The organism is Candidatus Pelagibacter bacterium nBUS_49 (assembly GCF_051200925.1).
In the GTDB taxonomy this organism is placed as follows: domain Bacteria; phylum Pseudomonadota; class Alphaproteobacteria; order Pelagibacterales; family Pelagibacteraceae; genus Pelagibacter.
The window spans coordinates 871,483-891,385 of the sequence record NZ_CP172837.1 but is presented as its reverse complement, the minus strand read 5'-3'; the positions used below and the strand labels follow the sequence as shown (position 1 = coordinate 891,385).

At 27.8% G+C, this 19,903-nt stretch carries 19 protein-coding genes; 15 read left to right on the top strand and 4 right to left on the bottom strand.

Annotated features, from left to right (window positions below; all coding sequences use genetic code 11):
• Positions 1-7: 7 nt before the first annotated feature.
• Together thiS and ACIJYF_RS04920 are read left to right on the top strand one after the other, a co-directional pair.
• Positions 8-226, top strand: coding sequence for a sulfur carrier protein ThiS (thiS, locus tag ACIJYF_RS04925; protein ID WP_435115646.1), 219 nt, complete (start codon positions 8-10; stop codon positions 224-226).
• Positions 227-1,003: a thiazole synthase gene (locus ACIJYF_RS04920; protein WP_435115644.1), complete on the top strand. Its 777-nt coding sequence runs from the start codon at positions 227-229 to the stop codon at positions 1,001-1,003.
• On the opposite strand, the gene ACIJYF_RS04915 is transcribed toward ACIJYF_RS04920, so the two are convergent.
• Positions 996-2,822, bottom strand: a complete 1,827-nt coding sequence (locus ACIJYF_RS04915) for an Rne/Rng family ribonuclease (RefSeq protein ID WP_435115642.1) — start codon at positions 2,820-2,822, stop codon at positions 996-998. The two genes, ACIJYF_RS04920 and ACIJYF_RS04915, sit on opposite strands and share 8 nt — an antisense overlap.
• 104 nt (positions 2,823-2,926) lie before the next feature.
• On the opposite strand from ACIJYF_RS04915, the gene ACIJYF_RS04910 reads away from it, so the two are divergent.
• The 3 genes from ACIJYF_RS04910 (at position 2,927) to ACIJYF_RS04900 (ending at position 8,778) form a co-directional block, all read left to right on the top strand.
• A complete protein-coding gene (locus ACIJYF_RS04910; RefSeq protein ID WP_435115640.1) occupies positions 2,927-5,263 on the top strand; it encodes a penicillin-binding protein 1A in 2,337 nt (778 codons plus the stop codon).
• 63 nt (positions 5,264-5,326) lie between these two features.
• The gene (prfB, locus tag ACIJYF_RS04905) at positions 5,327-6,358 is read left to right on the top strand and encodes a peptide chain release factor 2 (RefSeq protein WP_435117986.1); all 1,032 of its coding nucleotides are present in this window, start codon (positions 5,327-5,329) and stop codon (positions 6,356-6,358) included.
• Entirely contained in the window at positions 6,355-8,778 is a 2,424-nt protein-coding gene (locus tag ACIJYF_RS04900) for a hypothetical protein (RefSeq protein ID WP_435115638.1), read from the top strand. Before prfB ends, ACIJYF_RS04900 begins: the two co-directional genes overlap by 4 nt.
• Here ACIJYF_RS04900 and tyrS read toward each other — a convergent pair.
• Positions 8,775-10,004, bottom strand: a complete 1,230-nt coding sequence (gene tyrS / locus ACIJYF_RS04895; RefSeq protein ID WP_435115636.1) for a tyrosine--tRNA ligase — start codon at positions 10,002-10,004, stop codon at positions 8,775-8,777. The genes ACIJYF_RS04900 and tyrS overlap by 4 nt on opposite strands.
• Positions 10,005-10,051: 47 nt before the next feature.
• On the opposite strand from tyrS, the gene ACIJYF_RS04890 reads away from it, so the two are divergent.
• On the top strand, positions 10,052-11,191 hold the full coding sequence (locus tag ACIJYF_RS04890; RefSeq protein ID WP_435115634.1) for an anhydro-N-acetylmuramic acid kinase: 1,140 nt from the start codon (positions 10,052-10,054) through the stop codon (positions 11,189-11,191).
• A 5-nt stretch (positions 11,192-11,196) separates the two neighbouring features.
• Here ACIJYF_RS04890 and ACIJYF_RS04885 read toward each other — a convergent pair whose 3' ends face one another.
• Positions 11,197-11,841 carry an alpha/beta hydrolase gene (locus ACIJYF_RS04885; protein WP_435117984.1) on the bottom strand — a complete coding sequence of 215 codons (645 nt, stop codon included), beginning with the start codon at positions 11,839-11,841 and terminating at the stop codon, positions 11,197-11,199.
• A gap of 150 nt (positions 11,842-11,991) precedes the next feature.
• On the opposite strand from ACIJYF_RS04885, the gene ACIJYF_RS04880 reads away from it, so the two are divergent.
• The 9 genes from ACIJYF_RS04880 (at position 11,992) to ACIJYF_RS04840 (ending at position 18,388) form a co-directional block, all read left to right on the top strand.
• Positions 11,992-12,417 (top strand): Rrf2 family transcriptional regulator, encoded by a 426-nt coding sequence (locus ACIJYF_RS04880; RefSeq protein ID WP_435115632.1) that lies wholly within the window; start codon positions 11,992-11,994, stop codon positions 12,415-12,417.
• Positions 12,418-12,420: 3 nt separating this feature from the next.
• Complete coding sequence (gene sufB, locus ACIJYF_RS04875) at positions 12,421-13,863, top strand: Fe-S cluster assembly protein SufB (protein ID WP_435115630.1); 1,443 nt, start codon at positions 12,421-12,423, stop codon at positions 13,861-13,863.
• Complete coding sequence (gene sufC, locus ACIJYF_RS04870) at positions 13,864-14,598, top strand: Fe-S cluster assembly ATPase SufC (protein ID WP_435115628.1); 735 nt, start codon at positions 13,864-13,866, stop codon at positions 14,596-14,598.
• Entirely contained in the window at positions 14,598-15,836 is a 1,239-nt protein-coding gene (gene sufD, locus ACIJYF_RS04865; RefSeq protein WP_435115626.1) for a Fe-S cluster assembly protein SufD, read from the top strand. Before sufC ends, sufD begins: the two co-directional genes overlap by 1 nt.
• A complete protein-coding gene (locus tag ACIJYF_RS04860; protein WP_435115624.1) occupies positions 15,833-17,050 on the top strand; it encodes an aminotransferase class V-fold PLP-dependent enzyme in 1,218 nt (405 codons plus the stop codon). The genes sufD and ACIJYF_RS04860 overlap by 4 nt, the downstream gene beginning before the upstream one ends.
• The gene (gene sufU, locus ACIJYF_RS04855) at positions 17,050-17,514 is read left to right on the top strand and encodes a Fe-S cluster assembly sulfur transfer protein SufU (RefSeq protein WP_435115623.1); all 465 of its coding nucleotides are present in this window, start codon (positions 17,050-17,052) and stop codon (positions 17,512-17,514) included. The genes ACIJYF_RS04860 and sufU overlap by 1 nt, the downstream gene beginning before the upstream one ends.
• Before the next feature lie 2 nt (positions 17,515-17,516).
• On the top strand, positions 17,517-17,816 hold the full coding sequence (locus ACIJYF_RS04850; RefSeq protein ID WP_435115621.1) for an SUF system Fe-S cluster assembly protein: 300 nt from the start codon (positions 17,517-17,519) through the stop codon (positions 17,814-17,816).
• Positions 17,816-18,151: a HesB/IscA family protein gene (locus ACIJYF_RS04845; protein ID WP_435115619.1), complete on the top strand. Its 336-nt coding sequence runs from the start codon at positions 17,816-17,818 to the stop codon at positions 18,149-18,151. The genes ACIJYF_RS04850 and ACIJYF_RS04845 overlap by 1 nt, the downstream gene beginning before the upstream one ends.
• Before the next feature lie 66 nt (positions 18,152-18,217).
• Positions 18,218-18,388, top strand: coding sequence for a hypothetical protein (locus ACIJYF_RS04840; RefSeq protein ID WP_196242554.1), 171 nt, complete (start codon positions 18,218-18,220; stop codon positions 18,386-18,388).
• Between the two features lie 7 nt (positions 18,389-18,395).
• On the opposite strand, the gene glnA is transcribed toward ACIJYF_RS04840, so the two are convergent.
• Positions 18,396-19,802: a type I glutamate--ammonia ligase gene (glnA, locus tag ACIJYF_RS04835; RefSeq protein ID WP_435115617.1), complete on the bottom strand. Its 1,407-nt coding sequence runs from the start codon at positions 19,800-19,802 to the stop codon at positions 18,396-18,398.
• Between the last annotated feature and the right edge of the window lie 101 nt (positions 19,803-19,903).

The window sequence follows — 19,903 nt, the reverse complement described above, 5'->3', positions numbered from 1 at the left end:
ATATACGATGAAAAAAATAAAAAAAATAAAAATTAAAGTGAATGGCAAATTTAAGTTTGTACCTGAAAAATATAAGATTTCAGACTTAGTAAAAGATCTCAATATTCCTCTTCAAAAAGTAGCAATTGAACTCAATCAAGAGATAATGGATAAAAAGAAAATTAGTAAAATTACTTTAAAAAAGGATGATAAAATGGAGATAGTTCATTTTATTGGAGGAGGTTAAATGAAAAATGACAAAATAGTTATAGCAAACAAAAAATTTAATTCTCGATTAATCGTAGGTACTGGTAAGTATAAAAACATGCCTGAGTGTGCAAAGGCTATTAAACTCTCTGGAGCAGAAATTGTAACCGTTGCTGTTAGAAGAGTAAATATAACTGATAAAAAAAAACCTCTTCTTATGGATTATATTGATCCAAAGAAAATCACTTATTTACCAAATACAGCAGGATGTTTTACTTCAGAAGAAGCTTTAAGAACACTTCGACTGGCAAGAGAAATTGGTGGTTGGAAGTTAGTAAAACTGGAAGTGTTAGGAGACAAGCAAAATTTATTCCCTGACATGATTGAAACTTTAAAATCAACAGAGGTTTTGGCTAAAGAAGGGTTTAAAGTTATGGTTTATTGTAATGATGACCCTCTCATGGCAAAACGTTTAGAAAATTCAGGTGCGGATGCGATAATGCCGTTAGCTGCTCCTATTGGTTCTGGTTTAGGCATTCAAAATAAAACAAATATTCAAATTATCAGAAATCAGACTAAATTACCTCTAATTATTGATGCGGGCTTAGGTCAAGCATCAGATGCAACTATTGCAATGGAGTTAGGTTGTGATGGTGTTTTAGTTAACACTGCAATTGCTAAAGCAAAAAAACCATACGATATGGCTCTTGCCTTTAAGAATGCGGTAATTGCGGGAAGACAATCTTTTTTAGCAGGACGTATTAATAAATACTTATACGGAAATGCATCTTCACCAAAAACAGGAATTATTAAATAGTCGCTGTTTTTTTTACAAACTTTTTTTTAAAGTAAGGTTTCTTTTTAAAAGATTTTTTGTGAAATTTTTTAGTCTCTTTTTTATCAGTAATTTTACCCTCTTTAATTTGTATTTCTAAATTTTTTAATTTTTCAAAATGTTCAATCAACTCAATTGTTTTTTTTGATTTATTTTGAATATTAATAATATACTCTGGAATAATAAGTGTAGGATCACTAATAATATCTATTGTCATTTTATTTTTCTTTTCAAAATAAGTTAAATCATCAACAAAATTTTCTTTTAAAAAATCTGAGATTTTTTCACAAACTCTAAGCTCAACAAATTTAGCCTTATTAATAACTGCATTTAACTCCACTGTTTTAAGTAATTTTTGAGCAAATGACTCATCTGTGAGAGTTATTTTCCATTTGATTGCACTTTCTCTTAATCTTTGTCTAGACATTTCAAGAAGACCAAAATTACTTATTCTTCCTATTTGAATTCTAGCTCTGTCAGTTCTACATTTTTCTTTTAGTTTTCTCTCAACCAATCTTCTATTTCCATAACTAAGCATATCAATAAAGTCGATTATAATTAGACCAGATAAATCTCTAATTTTTATTTGTCTTGATATTTCTTCAGCTGCCTCAATATTTGTATCTAGTGCAGTGCTTTCAACATTTTTACCCTTAATGGAGCTACCAGAATTTATATCAATTGAAACAAGAGCTTCAGTGGGATTTATTACCAAATATCCTCCTGATTTTAGTTTTACCTCAGAGTCAAATATTTGGTTTAATTTTTGTTCAATTTTTTCTTCAATAAATAATGGAACTTTTCCTCTATATTTTTTTACTTTTTTAACACTTGATGGCATAATCATTTTCATAAAAGTTTGTGCTTTTTTATAACCTTCATTGCCTTCAACTATTATATTTTGAGTAGTATCATCAAACATATCTCTTAAAGTTCTTTTTATAATTTCACTCTCTTGGTGAATTAATGATGGAGCAATAGAATTAATAGCAGTGTCCTTAATTTGACTCCATGTTTTGATAAGAGTTTCTAAATCATTATTAATTTCATTTTTGGTTTTATTGCTTCCAGCAGTTCTAACAATCAAACCCATCTCTTTCGGGATCTCAATTTCATTCAAAATAGTTCTTATTTTTTTTCTATCAGCTGGATTAAATATTTTACGAGATATTCCACCCCCTTTTGGAGTATTCGGCATTAAAACAATATATTTTCCAGCAATTGAGATAAATGTACTAAGCGCTGCACCTTTTTGTCCTCGTTCATCTTTGATGACTTGTACCAAGATAACTTGATTTGGTTTTATAACTTCCTGAATTTTATATCTTTTAAATTTAAACTTAGTTTCTTTCTTTTTATCTTTTTCCTCAGTTAAATTTTCTTTATCTTCAGAACCATTTTCACTTTCCTCGATTTGCTCTTTTTCAATATTAATAGGATCATCTATTTCAAGCTTTCCCTCAGCTATATTTTCTTCCTCTTTAGCTTCAACTTCTTTAGAAAGTTCTTCTCTAGCTTTTTCTTCCTCTTCTTTAATTTTATCTAAATCAGCTTTTGGTATTTGATAGTAATCAGACTGAATATCATTAAAAGATAGAAAGCCATGTCGCTCTCGCCCAAAATCAATAAATGCTGCTTGAAGAGATGGTTCTATCCTACTTACCTTACCGAGATAAATATTATTTTTTATTAAATTATTCTTTAAACCTTCGTATTCGTAGTCTTCAATATTGTCATCTGATTTAAGAACAACTCGAGTTTCATTAGGATGCGATGCATCGATATATAAATTTTTTTCCATAATAATTTGATTGATTGATTCATTTAGTATTTTAAGTGTTTATAAAATTTTGTTTAATTCAAGTGCCTTATCTTTAACAAATTCCAAGATATAATGGAAATAAAATGAATAAAATTCTCAAAAATACTCTATTTATATCGTTATCTTTTCTTTTATTGCTAAGTATTTTGATATTAGGAATTTTATGGTCTTATTCAAATAACATTCCTGATTATAAATTTCTTAAAAACTATAAACCACCAGTATCAAGTAAAGTGTATTCAGGTGATGGAGAACTTGTTGCAGATTTTTCAAAAGAAAAAAGGATATTTATTCCAATTAATTCAATTCCAAAAAATGTAATTAACTCATTTTTATCAGCAGAAGATAAAAACTTCTTTTCTCATCCGGGTGTTGATGCAAAAGGAGTTTTAAGAGCTGTGATAAACAACATTTCAAACATAATTTCATCTAAAAGACTTGAAGGTGCTTCGACAATTACTCAACAAGTAGCTAAGAATTTTTTATTAACTAACGAGGTAAGTATAAATAGAAAAATTAAAGAAGCTATTTTAGCATTTAGAATAGAGAGAGCTTTATCTAAACAAAGAATTTTAGAATTATATTTAAATCAAATTTATCTTGGTAGTGGAGCATATGGTGTGGCAGCAGCAAGCTTAGAATATTTTGATAAGTCTATACAAGAATTAGATTATGGAGAGGCTGCTCTATTAGCAGCTTTACCAAAAGCACCAAGTAGGTACAATCCTTATCGAAATATTGAGTTAGCTAAATTTAGAAGAGATTTAGTTTTAAAAAATTTATTTGAAAACAAGTACATAGATTTAGAAGAATACAATTATCTCAAAGAAAAAAAAATTTTACTCAATAAGACAAAAAAAGTTTTTTTAGAAGATTCTCAATATTATATTGAAGATGTTAGAAAAAATGTAATTGAAAATTTATCTTATGATAAAGTTTACAAACAAGGATTTAATATCAACACACCAATTAATTTAGAATTTCAAAAGATTGCAACCAAAGCACTTAGGAATGGATTATTATCTTATGATAAGAGAAAAGGTTGGAGAGGAGCACTTGCTAATAAAAAATACTCAGAAAATTGGAATAAAGATTTAAATAAATTTTTTTTAGAGGACTCAATTAGTTGGAAGTTAGCAATTGTTAAAAAAATAAATAAATTTTCAGCAAATATTGAAACTGAAGATAAATTAGATGGGAAGATAGAGTTTAAAGATATTTCTTGGACGAAAAAAGAATTTAATAAATTATTGAAAATTGGCGACATAATTTATGTAAAAAAAATTAGTGATAAAAATTATAGTTTAAAACAATTGCCAAAAGTTAATGGTGGAATTGTTGTTATCGATCCTTATACAGGTCGTGTATTAGCTTTAAGTGGTGGTTTTAGTTTCAAAAAAAGTGAGTTTAATAGAGCAACTCAAGCATTAAGACAACCTGGTTCTGCTTTTAAACCATTTGTTTATGCTTTAGCTCTTGAAAATAATTATACCCCAACATCTCTAATTTTAGATGCTCCGATTGTTTTAGATCAAGGAGAAGATCTTAAAATGTGGAAACCAGAGAATTATGGAAAAAAATTTTATGGACCTTCAACTTTGAGAGTTGGACTAGAAAAATCAAGAAATTTAATGACAGTCAGGATTGCTCAGGATTTAGGTTTAAAAAAAATTATAAATTTTTCAGAAAACCTAGGTATTTATGATAATCCAGAAGAACTTTTATCTATTTCACTTGGATCTGCTGAAACAACATTGTTAAAATTAACTTCAGCTTATTCCGTGTTTGTCAATGGAGGTAAATTAATTGATCCAATTTTGATCGATAGAATTCAAGATAGCGAAGGAAAAACTGTTTTTAATAATGATAAAAGAAAATGTATTAATTGTGATGAAATTTCATACTTGAGTAAAGATTATCCAATCATCAAAGATGATTATAAAAAAATATTTTCTCCAGAAACATCATATCAAATGACTTCTATACTTGAAGGGGTTGTTCAAAGAGGTACTGCTAAAAAACTAAGAGATCTTAAACTAAATATTGCTGGTAAAACTGGCACGACTAATAAAAATACAGACACCTGGTTTATCGGATATACGTCAAATCTTCTAATCGGTGTTTATGTTGGCTTAGATAATCCTTCTCCATTGGGTAGATTTGAAACTGGCTCAAAAACAGCTTTGCCTATTTTTAGAGAGTTTGTTGAAAAAACAGTTAATAAATCAGAGGCAAGACCTTTCAAGGCAGCAAAGGGAACTGTAATGATGGTAGTTGATCCAAATACTGGCCAAAAAGCAAAATTTAAATCTAAAAACACTATTATTGAAGTCTATAAAAAACAAAATGTGATTGATGGAAAAGTTTTATATTCAAATAATGATAGATTAGACGCCAATAATATATTAAAGTTTTATTAATGGATGATAAATATCAAGATTATAAAAAAGAAATAGAGAAGATAAACTTTAAAGTTAAGGAGTATCTTTGAAAAAAATAATATTCATTCAAAACTCGAGGCATTAAATATTAAAATGTTAGAAGCCAATTTTTGGCAAGATAAAGACAATTCAAAAAAAGTAATTAAAGAAAAAAAGCTGCTTGAAGATCTATTAAATGCCTACAAGGTTTCAATAGAAAGACTTTCAGATTTAGATGATTTAAGTGAGTTAGCATTAGAGGAAAAAAACGTCTCTGTACAAAAAGAAGTATTTCAAAATATTAAAGAACTAAGAACTTTAGTAAAAAAAAATGAAGTTAAATGTTTTTTATCAAACGAAGCAGATTCACTTGATTGTTATATAGAAATACATGCAGGTGCAGGGGGCACAGAAAGTCAAGATTGGGCAGAAATGTTAAGAAGAATGTATATGAAATGGGCAGATCAAAAAAATTTTAAATCAAATTTAATTAGCGAGCATAAAGGAGATGAAGCTGGAATAAAATCGTCAACAATTAAAATTGAAGGCGATTATGTTTTTGGTTGGCTTAAAAAAGAGTCTGGAATACATAGACTGGTCAGAATTTCCCCATTTGACTCTGGAGCAAGAAGACACACAAGTTTTGCAAGTATATGGATATATCCAGTGGTAGATGAGAATATTAATATTGAAATCATTGAAAAAGATTTAAGAATTGACACTTATCGATCTAGTGGAGCAGGTGGTCAACATGTAAATACAACTGATAGCGCTGTAAGGATAACTCACTTACCATCTAAAATTGTTGTTCAATGTCAAAATGAGAGATCTCAACATAAAAATAAAGAAACATGTATGAACATGTTAAAAGCAAGATTATATGACCATGAAATTAAAAAAAAAGAACAGGAAAATCAAAATACAGAAAACTCTAAATCTGAAATTGGATGGGGCCATCAAATAAGATCATATGTTTTGCAACCCTATAGACTTGTAAAGGATAATAGAACTAATTTTGAAAGTACAAGCCCAGATAAAATATTAGATGGAGATTTAGATGAATTTTTAGAACAATCTTTATACCAAATTAAATGAAAAAAAAAATTATAACATATACATCGATAGTATTAGGAATTTTCGTTTTATTAACAACTTATTTGAGTATGGTAGGTATTGAAACTGAGAAATTTAACAATCAAATTCAAAATCTAGTTAAACAAAAAAATGATAAATTTGATGTTAGCTTAAAAAAAATAAAACTCACTCTAGATCCTTTAAATTTTAAAGTTAATGTAAAAACAATTGATGCAAAAATAACTTTTAAAAACAAGCCAATTGAACTTGAGTACATCCAAACTCAAATATCACTAAATTCATTAATTAAAAATCAATTAGTTGCTTCACAAATAGAAATATCAACTAAACCAATTTTACTTAAAAACTTTGTATCATTTATAAGGTCTATAAATAATAGACCTGAATTATTTATTTTAGAACGATTTATTAAAAAAGGATATTTAATTGCAGATTTAAAATTTAATATTGATGAGTTCGGCGTATTCAAAAATGATTATAAGGTTAATGGGTTATTAAAAGAAGGTGAAATTAGTGTTTTTAAAAAAAACAAAATAGAAAAAATAAATTTTATTTTTAATATCGAAGAAAATAATTTTAATTTTAAAGACATTAGTTTTGATACAAATAACATTAATTTCTTATCTGATAGACTGGATATAAATAAAGATAAAAAAAATTATTTACTTGAAGGGTCATTAAGAAATAAAAAATCTGTATTAAATGATCAAATACTTCAAGTAATCAAATTAAAATATCCACAAATTGATTTAATAAATACAGAATTTGAGTCTAAAAATGATTTTACATTTAATATTAATGACAAGTTTAAAGTTAAGAATTTATCAATAAATTCAAGTATTTTTATTAATAATTCTCAGTTAAAAAGAAACAATTTAATTGATAAAAATATTATCGAGATTAATGAATTTATTGATTTAAAAGATCATGAGATAAAAGCATCTTATGCCAACAAAAAATTATCAATTGAGGGAAAAGGCCAAGTTAAAATACAAAACAAATTTGAACTTACTAATTATAAAGTAAATAACAATGGCTCTAATTTAAATTTAGTTTCAAATATTGAATTAAGTGAACTAGATATTAAAAATCAAAATTTAATTAAAGAATACTTACCTAAAACAAAAGATACTTTAAATTTTAAAGATCATAAAATTAAAATAAATTATCAAGATAATATTTTGACATTTGAAGGTTTTGGTCAAATAAAATTTGAAAAAGAATTAAACCAAATTAAATATCTTCTTTCAACAAAAGATCAAAAATACAATTTTAAAACTGATTTAAATGTTAATGATACACCAATTAAACTAGATTTTATTAATTATAAAAAAAATAAAAATTTAAATTCTCAGTTAAAAATTACTGGAAATTATAATAAAAAATTTGGGCTTGATTTTAAAAAAATTAGTCTTTTATCAAAAAATAATAGCCTGATAGTTAATGATTTAAAAATAGATAGAAATAATAAATTAGTAAAAGTAGATAAAATCGTCTTAGATTATTTTGATAAGGATGACTTAAAAAATAAATTTATTATTAATAGAACTAAAAACAATAATTACGAACTTAATGGATCGTTTTTAAACGCTGACCCCATCATTACAAGCTTACTAGAAAGCAAACATGACCAACAACTTAATATTTTTAAAGAAAATATAAAATTATCTTTAAATGTTTCTGATGTTTATCTTGATAATAATAATGTTATTAAAAATTTAAAAGGTAAACTCCAAATTATAGATAATAAAGTAAATCAGGCTGATATATCTGCACTATTTGATAATAATAAAAATATAAGTTTTTCAATAAACAATAAAGATGATGAAAAAATTACTACATTATTTTCTTCAAAAGCTAAACCATTTGTAAAAAGATATAAGTTCATAAAAGGTTTTGAAGATAGTGATCAAGGTTATTTAGATTTTTATTCTTCCAAAAAAAATGGTATTTTGAAATCAAAATTGACTATTGATAATTTTAAAGTCAAAGAAATTCCTGCTTTAGCAAAGATACTATCTCTTGCATCTCTTCAGGGAATAGCAGATTTGCTAACAGGAGAGGGTATTAGATTTACAGATTTTGAAATGAATTTTACCAATAAGGGCAAACTTATGACGATTGATGAATTATATGCAATTGGACCAGCAATATCTATTTTAATTGAAGGGTATATCGAAGAAGATAATTTAATTAGCTTAAAGGGAACGTTAGTACCTGCAACTACAATTAATAGATCTATTGCTTCAATTCCTCTAATTGGAGATTTACTTGTTGGAAAAAAAGTAGGAGAGGGAGTTTTTGGAGTAAGTTTTAAAGTGAAGGGACCTCCAAAAAAACTTGAAACAACTGTAAATCCAATAAAAACATTAACTCCGAGATTTATAACTAGAACGTTAGAAAAGATTAAAAAAAACTAATCTAATTCAATTTTTAAATGTCTTTTTTTTCCAATAGAAAGTTTAAGGTAGTTTTCATTAAAAAATTCATTTGTAATTATTAATTTTTCATCAGATATAACTTTATCATTAATTTTTACTGCGCTACCTTTAATTAATCTTCTTATTTCACTTTTAGATTTTTCTAATTTAGAGAGAACAACTAGATCAATTATATCTAAATTATTATTAATATTTTTTGAATTTATCTTGATTGAAGGTAAGTTTGAACCAAGTGAATTACCTGAAAATGCTTCTTTTGCAGCTTGTTCTGAATTTCTTGATGCTTCTTTACCATGAAGCATAGAGGTTGTTTCATTAGCTAAAAGTATTTTTAAATCATTAATATTATCATCTTTAATTTTTTTAATATCTTCAATTTCTATATCAGTAAAATTTTTTAAAAATTTTATAACGTCTCTATCATCTGTATTTCTCCAAAATTGCCAATAATCATAAGCTGATAAAAATTTTTTATCTAACCAAATTGCACCATTTTCAGATTTTCCCATTTTAGCTCCTGTTGCTAAAGTAATTAATGATGTAGTGAGACCATAACTTTGTTTATTTGAATATCTTTTGATGAGTTCAACACCGTTAACAATATTTCCCCATTGATCAGATCCACCAATTTGTAAAACACAATTTTCTTTTTTACTTAGTTCTAAAAAATCATAAGCTTGTAAAATCATATAATTAAATTCCATGTAGCTTAATGATTGTTCTCTATCTAATCTTAATTTTACACTATCAAAAGTTAACATTCTATTAATTGTAAAGTGTTTACCAATATCACGAAGGAATGAGATGTAATTTAAATCTTTAAGCCATGTGTAATTATTTACAAATATAGGTTTTGTTTCAGGGTTGTCATTATCTAAAAATTTTTTTAGTATATTTTTAATATTCTTAATATTTTTTTCAATTTCTTCTTCACTCAATATCTTTCGGGTTTTATCTTTTCCAGATGGATCTCCAATTCTTGTTGTGCCTCCACCCAGTAGCACAATTGGTCTATGACCATTTTTTTGTAACAATCTAAGACACATAATTTGTAATAAACTGCCAACATGTAAACTTTCAGCAGTACAATCAAATCCAATATATGCTTTAATTTTTTCCTTATCCATTAAACTGGATAATTCTTCTTCATTTGTGCATTGATAGAAGAAACCTCTATCTTTAAATTCTTTTAAAAATTTATTCATAAGCTTATAGTTACACAATATACAAATTTTTATTAAAAAGAATATCAATGAAAAAAAAATTATATACAGCCATTGGATTAATGAGTGGAACATCAATGGACGGTGTTGATGTATCTTTAATAAGATCGGATGGATTTAATCAATTAATCAATGTTTTAGATGAATATTATGAATATAATGAAACTTTGCATAAAGAGTTAATTGAATTGAGAAATTTAATTTTAGCTATCGATGATTTAAAGCTACACGCCAATAGAATAAAGGAACTAGAAAGAGAAATTACTCTATTTCATAGCAAAATTGTAAATGAAATATTATTAAAATATAAAGATGAGATTGATTTTATAGGTTTCCACGGGCAAACAATTTTTCATAGTCCTGATCAAAGAATTTCAAAACAACTAGGGGATGGAAAACTAATGTCTCAATTGATTAAAAAGAGGGTTTTTTATGATTTTAGACAAGAAGATATAGCTAATAAAGGTGAAGGGGCACCATTAGCTCCTATATTTCATAATCTGTTATCAAAAAATATCAATGAAAAATACTCAATAAACTTTCCTGTTTGTTTTCTTAATATTGGTGGAATTTCAAATATTACCAAAATAATAAAAAAGGATAAAAAATTAGAGGAGAATTTGGAAGCTTTTGATTCAGGTCCAGGCAATTGTATGATTGACGAATGGATTAGAAAAAATTCAAAAAATAATTTTGATAAAAACGGTTTAATAGCTAAATCTGGTAAAATTGATCAATTAATTTTAAATCAAGTAATTGATAATTTTGAATTAAATGATTTTGATAAATCTTTAGATATAAAAGATTTTGATATTTCATTTGCAAGAGGATTATCATTAGAAGATGGTTGTGCAACAATCACTAATTTTACTGCATATCTTATATCCAAAGGAATTGAACATGCCAATGGGAACAATAGTGATCCAATAAAATTTTTGGTTTGTGGAGGAGGGAGAAAGAATGATTATCTTATCAATAGTATTAAAAATTATTTATCACATAAAAAAAATATAAGTTTAAATTCTATCGATGATTATAGTTTAAATGGAGATTATATCGAATCCCAAGCGTTTGGTTATCTTGCCATAAGATCATTCTTAAATTTGCCAATATCATATCCAAAGACTACTGGCTGTGTAACACCTACAGTTGGTGGTAAGCTGGCTTAAAGTATTTAATAAAGAGCAGTTTCTTTTTTTATGTATTTATCGAGACTTTGAATTAAAGACTCTTCTGTTTTTGAAAAAAAATGATTGGCCTCAGGTACAGATTGAAATTCAACCTTAATACCTTTTTGAGCGCTTAATCTTTTATCTAGTTCAGTGATATATTCCAAAGGAACTAACTCATCTTTTTTTCCATAAATCATTAATCCAGATGTCGGACATGGAGATAAAAAAGAGAAATCATAAACATTTGGTTGAGGTGAAATTGCAATAAATCTATTAATCTCAGGTCTTCTCATTAATAATTGCATAGCTATTAATGAACCAAAAGAAAATCCTGATACCCAGCACTGAGAGTTATCAAAGTTTTCTCTTTCAAGCCAATCTAATGCAGCTGCAGCATCGGCAAGTTCACCTTGCCCATTATCAAACTCTCCATCACTTTTACCAACACCTCTAAAATTTACTCTACATACAGAAAAATCATTATCCATAAATGTATGAAAAGTATCTACTACAACTTTATTATTCATAGTCCCTCCATACTGAGGATGAGGTTGTAATACTAGCGCAATTGGTGATGTATTTTTTTTACTTTTATAATATTTTGCTTCAAGTCTTCCAGCAGGTCCAGGGATAAATATTTCTAAAATTTTATTGTCCATATACGATATTGATTATTATTCTCAAAAAAAAACTACGTTTATCATAAGTGAGCGACAATATGTTAGTTTTTTTATTGCAATCTATACTTGACCATTTTAGTCAGGTATGTATAAAAACGCACAATTTAAAAGGGTAAAATGAAACTAACATCAAAAGGTAGATATGCCGTAATGGCATTAGTTGATCTTGCAAGATTTGACAGTATTAATCCTGTATCACTAAGAGATATATCTTTGCGCCAAGGTATTTCACTTGATTATCTTGAGCAGATTTTTTCTAAGCTAAAAAAAAACCAAATTGTACAAAGTATTAGAGGAACACAGGGTGGTTATGTTCTCTCTAAAAAACCTAATGAAATAAAACTTACAAATATTTTTCATGCTGTTGATGAAAAAGTAAAAACTGTTCAATGTAAAAAAGAGTCAAAAAAAGGGTGTAATGGCAAAGCCACAAAATGTTCAACTCATAATCTTTGGGATGAACTTGAGACACATATTAACAGTTTTTTTGAAAAGAAAAGTTTAGAAGATTTATTAAAAAATAATAACGATCAAAGAATTTAAAATATGGATAATAGGCAAAAAGAAATTGATAATTTGAAAGATTATAAATATGGTTTTTCTACTGATATTGAAAACACTAGGGCTCCCAAAGGTTTGAATGAAGATGTGATAAAATTTATCTCAAATATTAAAAAAGAGCCACAATGGATGCTTGATTTTAGATTGAAAGCATTTGAAAGATTTAAACAATTAAAAGAACCTAGTTGGCAAAAACCAAAGTATCCAAAAATTGATTATCAGGATTTATATTATTATTCAGCACCAAAAAGTATGGATGATAAACCTAAAAGTTTAGATGAACTTGATCCAAAACTTTTAGAAACTTATAAAAAACTTGGTATCCCCCTTCAAGAACAGGCTAGATTAAATGGTATAGCAGTTGATGCTGTATTTGACTCAGTCTCAGTAGCCACAACATTTAAAGAAGAGTTGACTAAACAAGGAATAATTTTTTGTTCTATGTCAGAAGCTATCCAGAAGCATCCTGATTTAGTTAAAAAATATTTAGGCTCTGTAATTCCAACAACAGATCATTTTTTTGCAACTCTTAATTCTGCAGTTTTTACAGATGGTTCATTTGTTTACATTCCAGAAGGAGTAAAATGTCCGATGGAACTCTCAACATATTTTAGAATTAACGCTTCAGAAACTGGTCAATTTGAGAGAACATTAATTATTGCTGATAAGGGAAGTTACGTTAGTTATTTAGAAGGATGCACTGCTCCCATGAGAGATGAGAATCAATTACATGCAGCAAATGTTGAATTGATTGCACTTGATGATGCTGAAATAAAATACTCAACAGTTCAAAATTGGTATCCTGGAGATAAAGACGGGAAGGGAGGAATTTATAATTTTGTAACTAAAAGAGGTTTGTGCAAAGGTAATAATTCTAAAATTTCATGGACTCAAGTAGAAACAGGTTCTGCAATAACATGGAAATATCCAAGTTGTATATTGAAAGGTGATAATTCAATTGGAGAATTTTATTCAATCGCAATTACAAATAATCATCAAAAAGCAGACACAGGAACTAAGATGATACATCTAGGCAAGAATACAAAAAGTAAAATCATATCTAAGGGAATTTCAGCTGGAAATTCTGACATGATGTATCGAGGATTGGTGGATATATCCTCTAAAGCTGATAATTCTCGTAATTTTACTCAATGTGACTCTCTATTAATGGGTAACAAATGTGGTGCTCACACTATTCCATATATAAAAAATAAGAATCTTAAATCAAATATTGAACATGAGGCAACTACATCAAAAATAAGTGATGAGCAGTTATATTATTGTAATCAAAGAGGTTTAAATCAAGAAGAGGCAGTCAGTTTAATTGTTAATGGGTTTTGTAAAGAAGTTTTGCAACAGCTCCCAATGGAATTTGCTGTAGAAGCACAAAAATTAGTTGGAATTAGCTTAGAAGGGAGCGTTGGCTAAATGTTAAACATAGAAAATTTAAAAGCAAAAATTGATAATAAAGAAATATTAAAAGGACTAAACTTAAATATCAAACCAGGAGAAGTTCATGCAATTATGGGTCCTAATGGATCAGGTAAAAGCACTCTATCCAATATTTTATCTGGAAAAAAAGGGTACGAAGTTAATGGAATAGTATCATTTGAAGGAGAAAACCTACTCGAATTAGAAACTGAGGAGAGAGCTCATAAAGGAATATTTTTAGCATTTCAATATCCTTTAGAAATTCCAGGAGTTAATACAAATACTTTTTTAAAGACTTCAATTAACGCAATTAAAAAAGCTAGAGGAGAAAAAGAATTAGATGCAATTGAATTTTTAAAATTAATAAAGCAAAAATCATTAGAGTTAAAATTAGATGAAAAAATATTAAGTAGACAATTAAATGTTGGATTTTCAGGAGGAGAAAAGAAAAAAAATGAAATTTTACAAATGTCTATTTTAGATCCAAAATTATCAATATTAGATGAAACAGATTCTGGTTTAGATATTGACGCTTTAAGAATTGTTTCTGAAGGAGTTAATTCATTAAGAAATAATAAAAAATCTTTTTTAATTATTACTCACTATCAAAGATTATTAGATTATATCAAACCTGACTTTGTCCATGTTTTAAAAAATGGACAAATCATTAAATCAGGAAATTATGAATTAGCAAAAAAATTAGAAAAAGTTGGATATGAGGATTTTAATTAATGGAAAATAACATTAAAATAAATTTTGAGAATTATTTAAATAAACAAAACTTATCAAGCTCTCAAAAAGAAATAAAAGAGAGCAATTTTAATAATTTTATTAAAAATGGCTTTCCTAACAAACGAATTGAAGATTGGAAATTTTCAGATCTAAAACAAATTATTACAACTAACTTTGAAAATATTGATTTTTCAAAAAAAGAAGAACAATCTAATATCGAAGAGAATTTCACATTTGACTTAGAGCATAATAAAATTGTTTTTATCAATGGTATTATTTCAAAGATAGATTTTAATTATGAGGACGAAAAAAAAATAATTGTAGAACAAAATTCAAATTTAGAAAAAGAATTAAGCGAAAACTCATTATTGAATTTGAACACTGCCTTTTTGTCTAATTATACTAAAATTTTAGTTAAAAGTGGTTATCAATTTAAAAAACCGCTGATTTTATTCAATTATTTAACAAATAATTTAAATAACAATGGTTTAAATTCTAGAGTGGATATTAATTTAGAAGATGACACCTCATTAAATATTATTAACATATCAAATGAAAATTCGAATAATAATTTTTTAAATTTTAGACAAAAAATTAAAATTGGTAAAAATTCTATTCTTAAAAACTATAGTTTAGATATTAATAAAAATTCAAATTTTAAATATTCTTTTAAGGATATTAACTTAGAAAAAAACAGTCATTTGGAGTATTTTATTTTATCTAAAGGGTCAAAATTTTCAAAACATGATATTAACTGTTCTTTAAATAACGAATATGGATCAATTGTTTTAAATGGAATAATTGATTTAAATGATGAAAGACATCATGAAATCAAAACTAAGATTAATCACAACGAAGAAAATTGTAAAAGTTATCAATTAATTAAGAGTGTTTTAAATGATAATTCTAAAGGTGTTTATCAAGGTAAGATATATGTGGATTCTAAAGCACAAAAAACTGATGGCTATCAATTAAGCAGAGCATTATTGCTTAGTGATGAAGTTGAATTTAATGCAAAACCTGAATTAGAAATTTATGCTGATGATGTTAAGTGTTCTCATGGCTCAACATCCGGAAACATTGATGAAAATTCAATTTTCTATTTAATGTCCAGAGGTTTAAGTCATGAGCAATCAAAAAAATTGTTAACTAATGGTTTTTTAAATGAGGTTATTGAAAAAATCACAAATGAAGATGTTAAATCTTTAGTAAAAGAATTTATAGGTATAACAGAATGAATATTGATCAAATAAAAAAAGAATTCCCAATTTTTGATGAAAAAATTCAAAATAATGATTTAGTTTATTTGGATAGTGCCAATTCTTCTCAAAAGCCAAAAGTTGTAATAGATAGAATTAATGAATTTTATACGAAACAATTTTCGAATGTTGGAAGAAGTGTACATTATCTTGCTGTAGCTGCTACTAATTTATATGAAAATACAAGAACTTCAGTTCAAAGATATATTAATGCAAATGATAAAAATGAGATTGTATTTACCAAAGGTGCAACTGAGGCCCTTAACTTAGTTGCAAATACATTAGGTCAAAATTATTTACAAGAAGGTGACGAAATTCTTATTACTGAGTTAGAACATCATTCTAATTATGTGCCATGGCATTTTTTAAGAAAATCAAAAAATATTAAAATTAATTTTGCAGAGATTAATGAAGATGGTGAAATTACTTTAGAAGAAATAGAAAAAAAGATTACTTCTAAAACAAAATTAATTTCTATTACTCATTTATCAAATGTAACTGGAGCTATACTTCCTATTAAAGAAATCACACAATTAGCACATTCCAAAGGTATTGTTGTTGTCGTAGATGGCTGTCAGGGTGCGCCGCATTTAAAATTAGATATGCAAGATTTGGATTGTGATTTTTACGCAATTTCTTGTCATAAAATGTACGGCCCAACTGGTTTAGGTATTTTATATGGTAAAAAAAAATGGTTAGAGGAATTACCGCCATATCAAGGTGGGGGTGGAATGATCAGTGAAGTCAAAAAAGATAGAATTTCCTATGGCGATTTGCCCAATAAATATGAGGCTGGCACTATGGCTACCGCTCAAGTAATTGCGTTTGATCAATCTATTAAATTTTTAGAAAGTATCGGTATTGATAATGTCATGAAGCATGAAGCAGAACTTGTTGAGTATGGACAGGAATTATTGCAAAAAAATAATTCAGTGAAATTACTTGGAAATCCAAAAGATAAAGGTGGAGTTTTATCTTTTACTATTGAAGGAATTCATCCACATGATATCGCAACTATATTAGATGAAGATGGAGTTGCAATTAGAGCAGGACATCATTGTTGTCAGATTTTACATGACAAATTAAATATACCAGCAAGCGCAAGAGCTTCTGTTGGAATTTATAATACTAAAGATGATTTAGATAAACTTAATGACTCTATTAATAACTGTAAAAAAATATTTAACCTATAATGAATTTAAAAGAACTATATCAAGAGATAATTTTAGAACATGGAAAAAATCCAAGAAATCTTCGTAAGACAGATGATTTTAATAAAGATGCTAAAGGACATAATCCTTTGTGTGGGGATAACGTTCATGTTTATCTTAAATTAAATGGACAAAGAATAGTTGAAGATATTTCATTTGAAGGAAGTGGATGTGCCATCTCAATGGCTTCCGCCTCTATTATGACTGACTTAATTAAAGGTAAAAATGAGAGTGAAACTAAAGAAATCGTTGAAGATTTTCTCGGTATGATTAAAGAAAACCCTGAACTTAAATCAGAAAATTTACTTGAAGATGAAAAAACAAAGTTAATGTGTTTATCTGGTGTAAAGCAATATCCTATGAGAGTTAAATGTGCTACTCTATCATGGCATACATTAGTTTCTGCTTTTGAAGACAAAACAGATCTAGTTAAAACGGAGAATTAAAAATGACGAAGAAAGATCAAATTATTGAAGAGATTAGAAAAATTTATGACCCAGAACTGCCTGTAAATATTTATGAACTTGGTTTAATATATGATGTTCAGGTTGAAAATGATAATCATGCAAAAATTAAAATGACTTTGACTACTCCAAACTGCCCAGTAGCAGAAAGTTTACCAAAAGAGGTAAAAGAAGGAGTGATGCAAGTTGAAGGAATAGATAATGTTAATCTTGAATTAGTTTGGGATCCTCCTTGGAACAAAGACATGATGTCAGAAGCTGCAAAATTAGAATTAAATTTATAATGAACCCAATCATAAAACTAAGTGATAACGCTGCTCAAAGAATTAAAGAAATCATGTCTAATGCAGAAAAAGATTCTCTAGGAGTTAGGGTTTCTGTAAAAGCTGGTGGTTGTGCAGGTATGTCTTATGTTATGGAATATACTAAAGAAGTAAATCCTAATGATGAAGTTATAGAAGAAAAGGGTGTAAAAGTTTTTGTTGATTCAGCTGCAATAATGTATCTTCTAGGAACTGAAATGGATTATAAAAAAGAAGAATTATCTTCAACTTTTGTCTTTAATAATCCCAATGAAACTGAGCGTTGTGGGTGCGGAGAGTCCTTTAAAATAGAATAGGCTATATTGTCCTAATATTTGCATATCAGTATTGCATTTCTTGCATAACTAGTGTAAGAATCTTGTATGAACACATTTGAATTTAAAAACCTTGTTAAAAACCTTAAAAATTCTTTAAAGCAAAGAACTTTTTTTAAAGATCTTCGTAAAGAAGTAGAAACTGGTGCCAACGGCACACAGGACTACGTTGTTAAAAAAGGTGTTAACAAAGATACAATTGCAACAACTAGGCAGTAATTAATTACTAGCTACTGTAATACATCTCAAACTCAACTGGATGAGGTGCATGTTCAAATTTATGTATCTCTTCAAACTTAAGTGCAATGTAGGCATCAATTTGATCATCTGTAAATACACCGCCCTGAGTTAGAAACTCTCTATCTTTATCTAAACTTTCCATAGCTTCTCTTAAAGAGCCACATACAGTTGGAATAGCACTAACTTCTTCTGGTGGTAATTCATATAGATCTTTGTCAAATGATTCACCTGGATGAATTTTATTTTTAATTCCATCAAGTCCAGCCATCAACATTGCGGCAAAAGTTAAATAAGGGTTTCCAGAAGCATCAGGAAATCTTATTTCACATCTTGCACCATTTTTACTTAGAGTAATTGGTATACGACAAGATGCAGATCTATTTCTTGCAGAGTATGCTAGAAGAACTGGTGCTTCAAAACCAGGTATTAATCTTTTATAACTGTTTGTCGTTGAGTTAGCAAAAGCATTTATTGCCTTAGCATGTTTTAAAATACCACCAATATAATGAAGAGCTGTTTCTGATAATCCAGCATAAGCATCACCAGAAAATACTGGTGTACTTCCTTTCCAAATAGATTGGTGGATGTGCATACCTGAACCGTTATCACCTGCAACAGGTTTAGGCATGAAGGTAGCTGTTTTACCAAATGAGTGCGTCACCATTTGTACAACGTATTTATATAACTGAACATTATCAGCTTGATCAACCAAAGTTCCAAAATACATACCAAGTTCATGCTGACTAGGAGCTACTTCATGATGGTGTTTTTCAACTTTAATTCCAACCTCTTTTAAGTTTTTTAAATACTCACCACGCATATCTTGTTCACTATCAACAGGAGGAACTGGAAAGTACCCACCTTTAACTGGAGGTCTATGACCCATGTTGCCATTTTCATAAACTTTACCAGAGTTGTATGGACCTTCTTTGCTGTCTAGAATAAATCCAGTATTGTTAGGATCATTACTTATTCTTACATCATCAAATACAAAAAATTCAGGCTCTGGACCAAAGAATGCTTTATCCCCAACACCTGATGATTTTAAATACTCTTCAGCTTTTTTAGCAGTTCCTCTTGGATCTCTTTCGTAAGGAGATTTCTTAACAGCATCTAAAATATCACAAAATAGAACTAGTGTATTATGTGAAGTAAAAGGATCCATAATCATTCTTGATGTGTCAGGTTTTAAAATCATGTCAGATTCGTTTATAGCTTTCCAGCCAGCAATGGATGACCCATCAAAAAATACACCTTCATTTAGCATTTCATCATCAACAATTGTTACATCCATTGTTAAATGTTGAAGCTTACCTCTAGGGTCAGTAAATCTTAGATCTACGAATTCTGCTTCTTTTTCTTTTATAAATTTTAAAACATTTGCTGCGCTCATTTTGTCTCCTATATAATTTTATGAGTGGTAATTAACAAATTAATCACAAAAAATATTGCTAATTTAATAAATAACACCTATGCAATTTTCACATAAGTATT

What these genes read in the sequence shown, in the direction of transcription:
- thiS (WP_435115646.1), top strand. Translation starts at nt 8, where the DNA reads ATGAAAAAAATAAAAAAAATAAAAATTAAAGTGAATGGCAAATTTAAG.
- ACIJYF_RS04920 (WP_435115644.1), top strand. Translation starts at nt 227, where the DNA reads ATGAAAAATGACAAAATAGTTATAGCAAACAAAAAATTTAATTCTCGA.
- ACIJYF_RS04915 (WP_435115642.1), bottom strand. Translation starts at nt 2,822, where the DNA reads ATGGAAAAAAATTTATATATCGATGCATCGCATCCTAATGAAACTCGA.
- ACIJYF_RS04910 (WP_435115640.1), top strand. Translation starts at nt 2,927, where the DNA reads ATGAATAAAATTCTCAAAAATACTCTATTTATATCGTTATCTTTTCTT.
- ACIJYF_RS04900 (WP_435115638.1), top strand. Translation starts at nt 6,355, where the DNA reads ATGAAAAAAAAAATTATAACATATACATCGATAGTATTAGGAATTTTC.
- tyrS (WP_435115636.1), bottom strand. Translation starts at nt 10,004, where the DNA reads ATGAATAAATTTTTAAAAGAATTTAAAGATAGAGGTTTCTTCTATCAA.
- ACIJYF_RS04890 (WP_435115634.1), top strand. Translation starts at nt 10,052, where the DNA reads ATGAAAAAAAAATTATATACAGCCATTGGATTAATGAGTGGAACATCA.
- ACIJYF_RS04880 (WP_435115632.1), top strand. Translation starts at nt 11,992, where the DNA reads ATGAAACTAACATCAAAAGGTAGATATGCCGTAATGGCATTAGTTGAT.
- sufB (WP_435115630.1), top strand. Translation starts at nt 12,421, where the DNA reads ATGGATAATAGGCAAAAAGAAATTGATAATTTGAAAGATTATAAATAT.
- sufC (WP_435115628.1), top strand. Translation starts at nt 13,864, where the DNA reads ATGTTAAACATAGAAAATTTAAAAGCAAAAATTGATAATAAAGAAATA.
- sufD (WP_435115626.1), top strand. Translation starts at nt 14,598, where the DNA reads ATGGAAAATAACATTAAAATAAATTTTGAGAATTATTTAAATAAACAA.
- ACIJYF_RS04860 (WP_435115624.1), top strand. Translation starts at nt 15,833, where the DNA reads ATGAATATTGATCAAATAAAAAAAGAATTCCCAATTTTTGATGAAAAA.
- sufU (WP_435115623.1), top strand. Translation starts at nt 17,050, where the DNA reads ATGAATTTAAAAGAACTATATCAAGAGATAATTTTAGAACATGGAAAA.
- ACIJYF_RS04850 (WP_435115621.1), top strand. Translation starts at nt 17,517, where the DNA reads ATGACGAAGAAAGATCAAATTATTGAAGAGATTAGAAAAATTTATGAC.
- ACIJYF_RS04845 (WP_435115619.1), top strand. Translation starts at nt 17,816, where the DNA reads ATGAACCCAATCATAAAACTAAGTGATAACGCTGCTCAAAGAATTAAA.
- ACIJYF_RS04840 (WP_196242554.1), top strand. Translation starts at nt 18,218, where the DNA reads ATGAACACATTTGAATTTAAAAACCTTGTTAAAAACCTTAAAAATTCT.
- glnA (WP_435115617.1), bottom strand. Translation starts at nt 19,802, where the DNA reads ATGAGCGCAGCAAATGTTTTAAAATTTATAAAAGAAAAAGAAGCAGAA.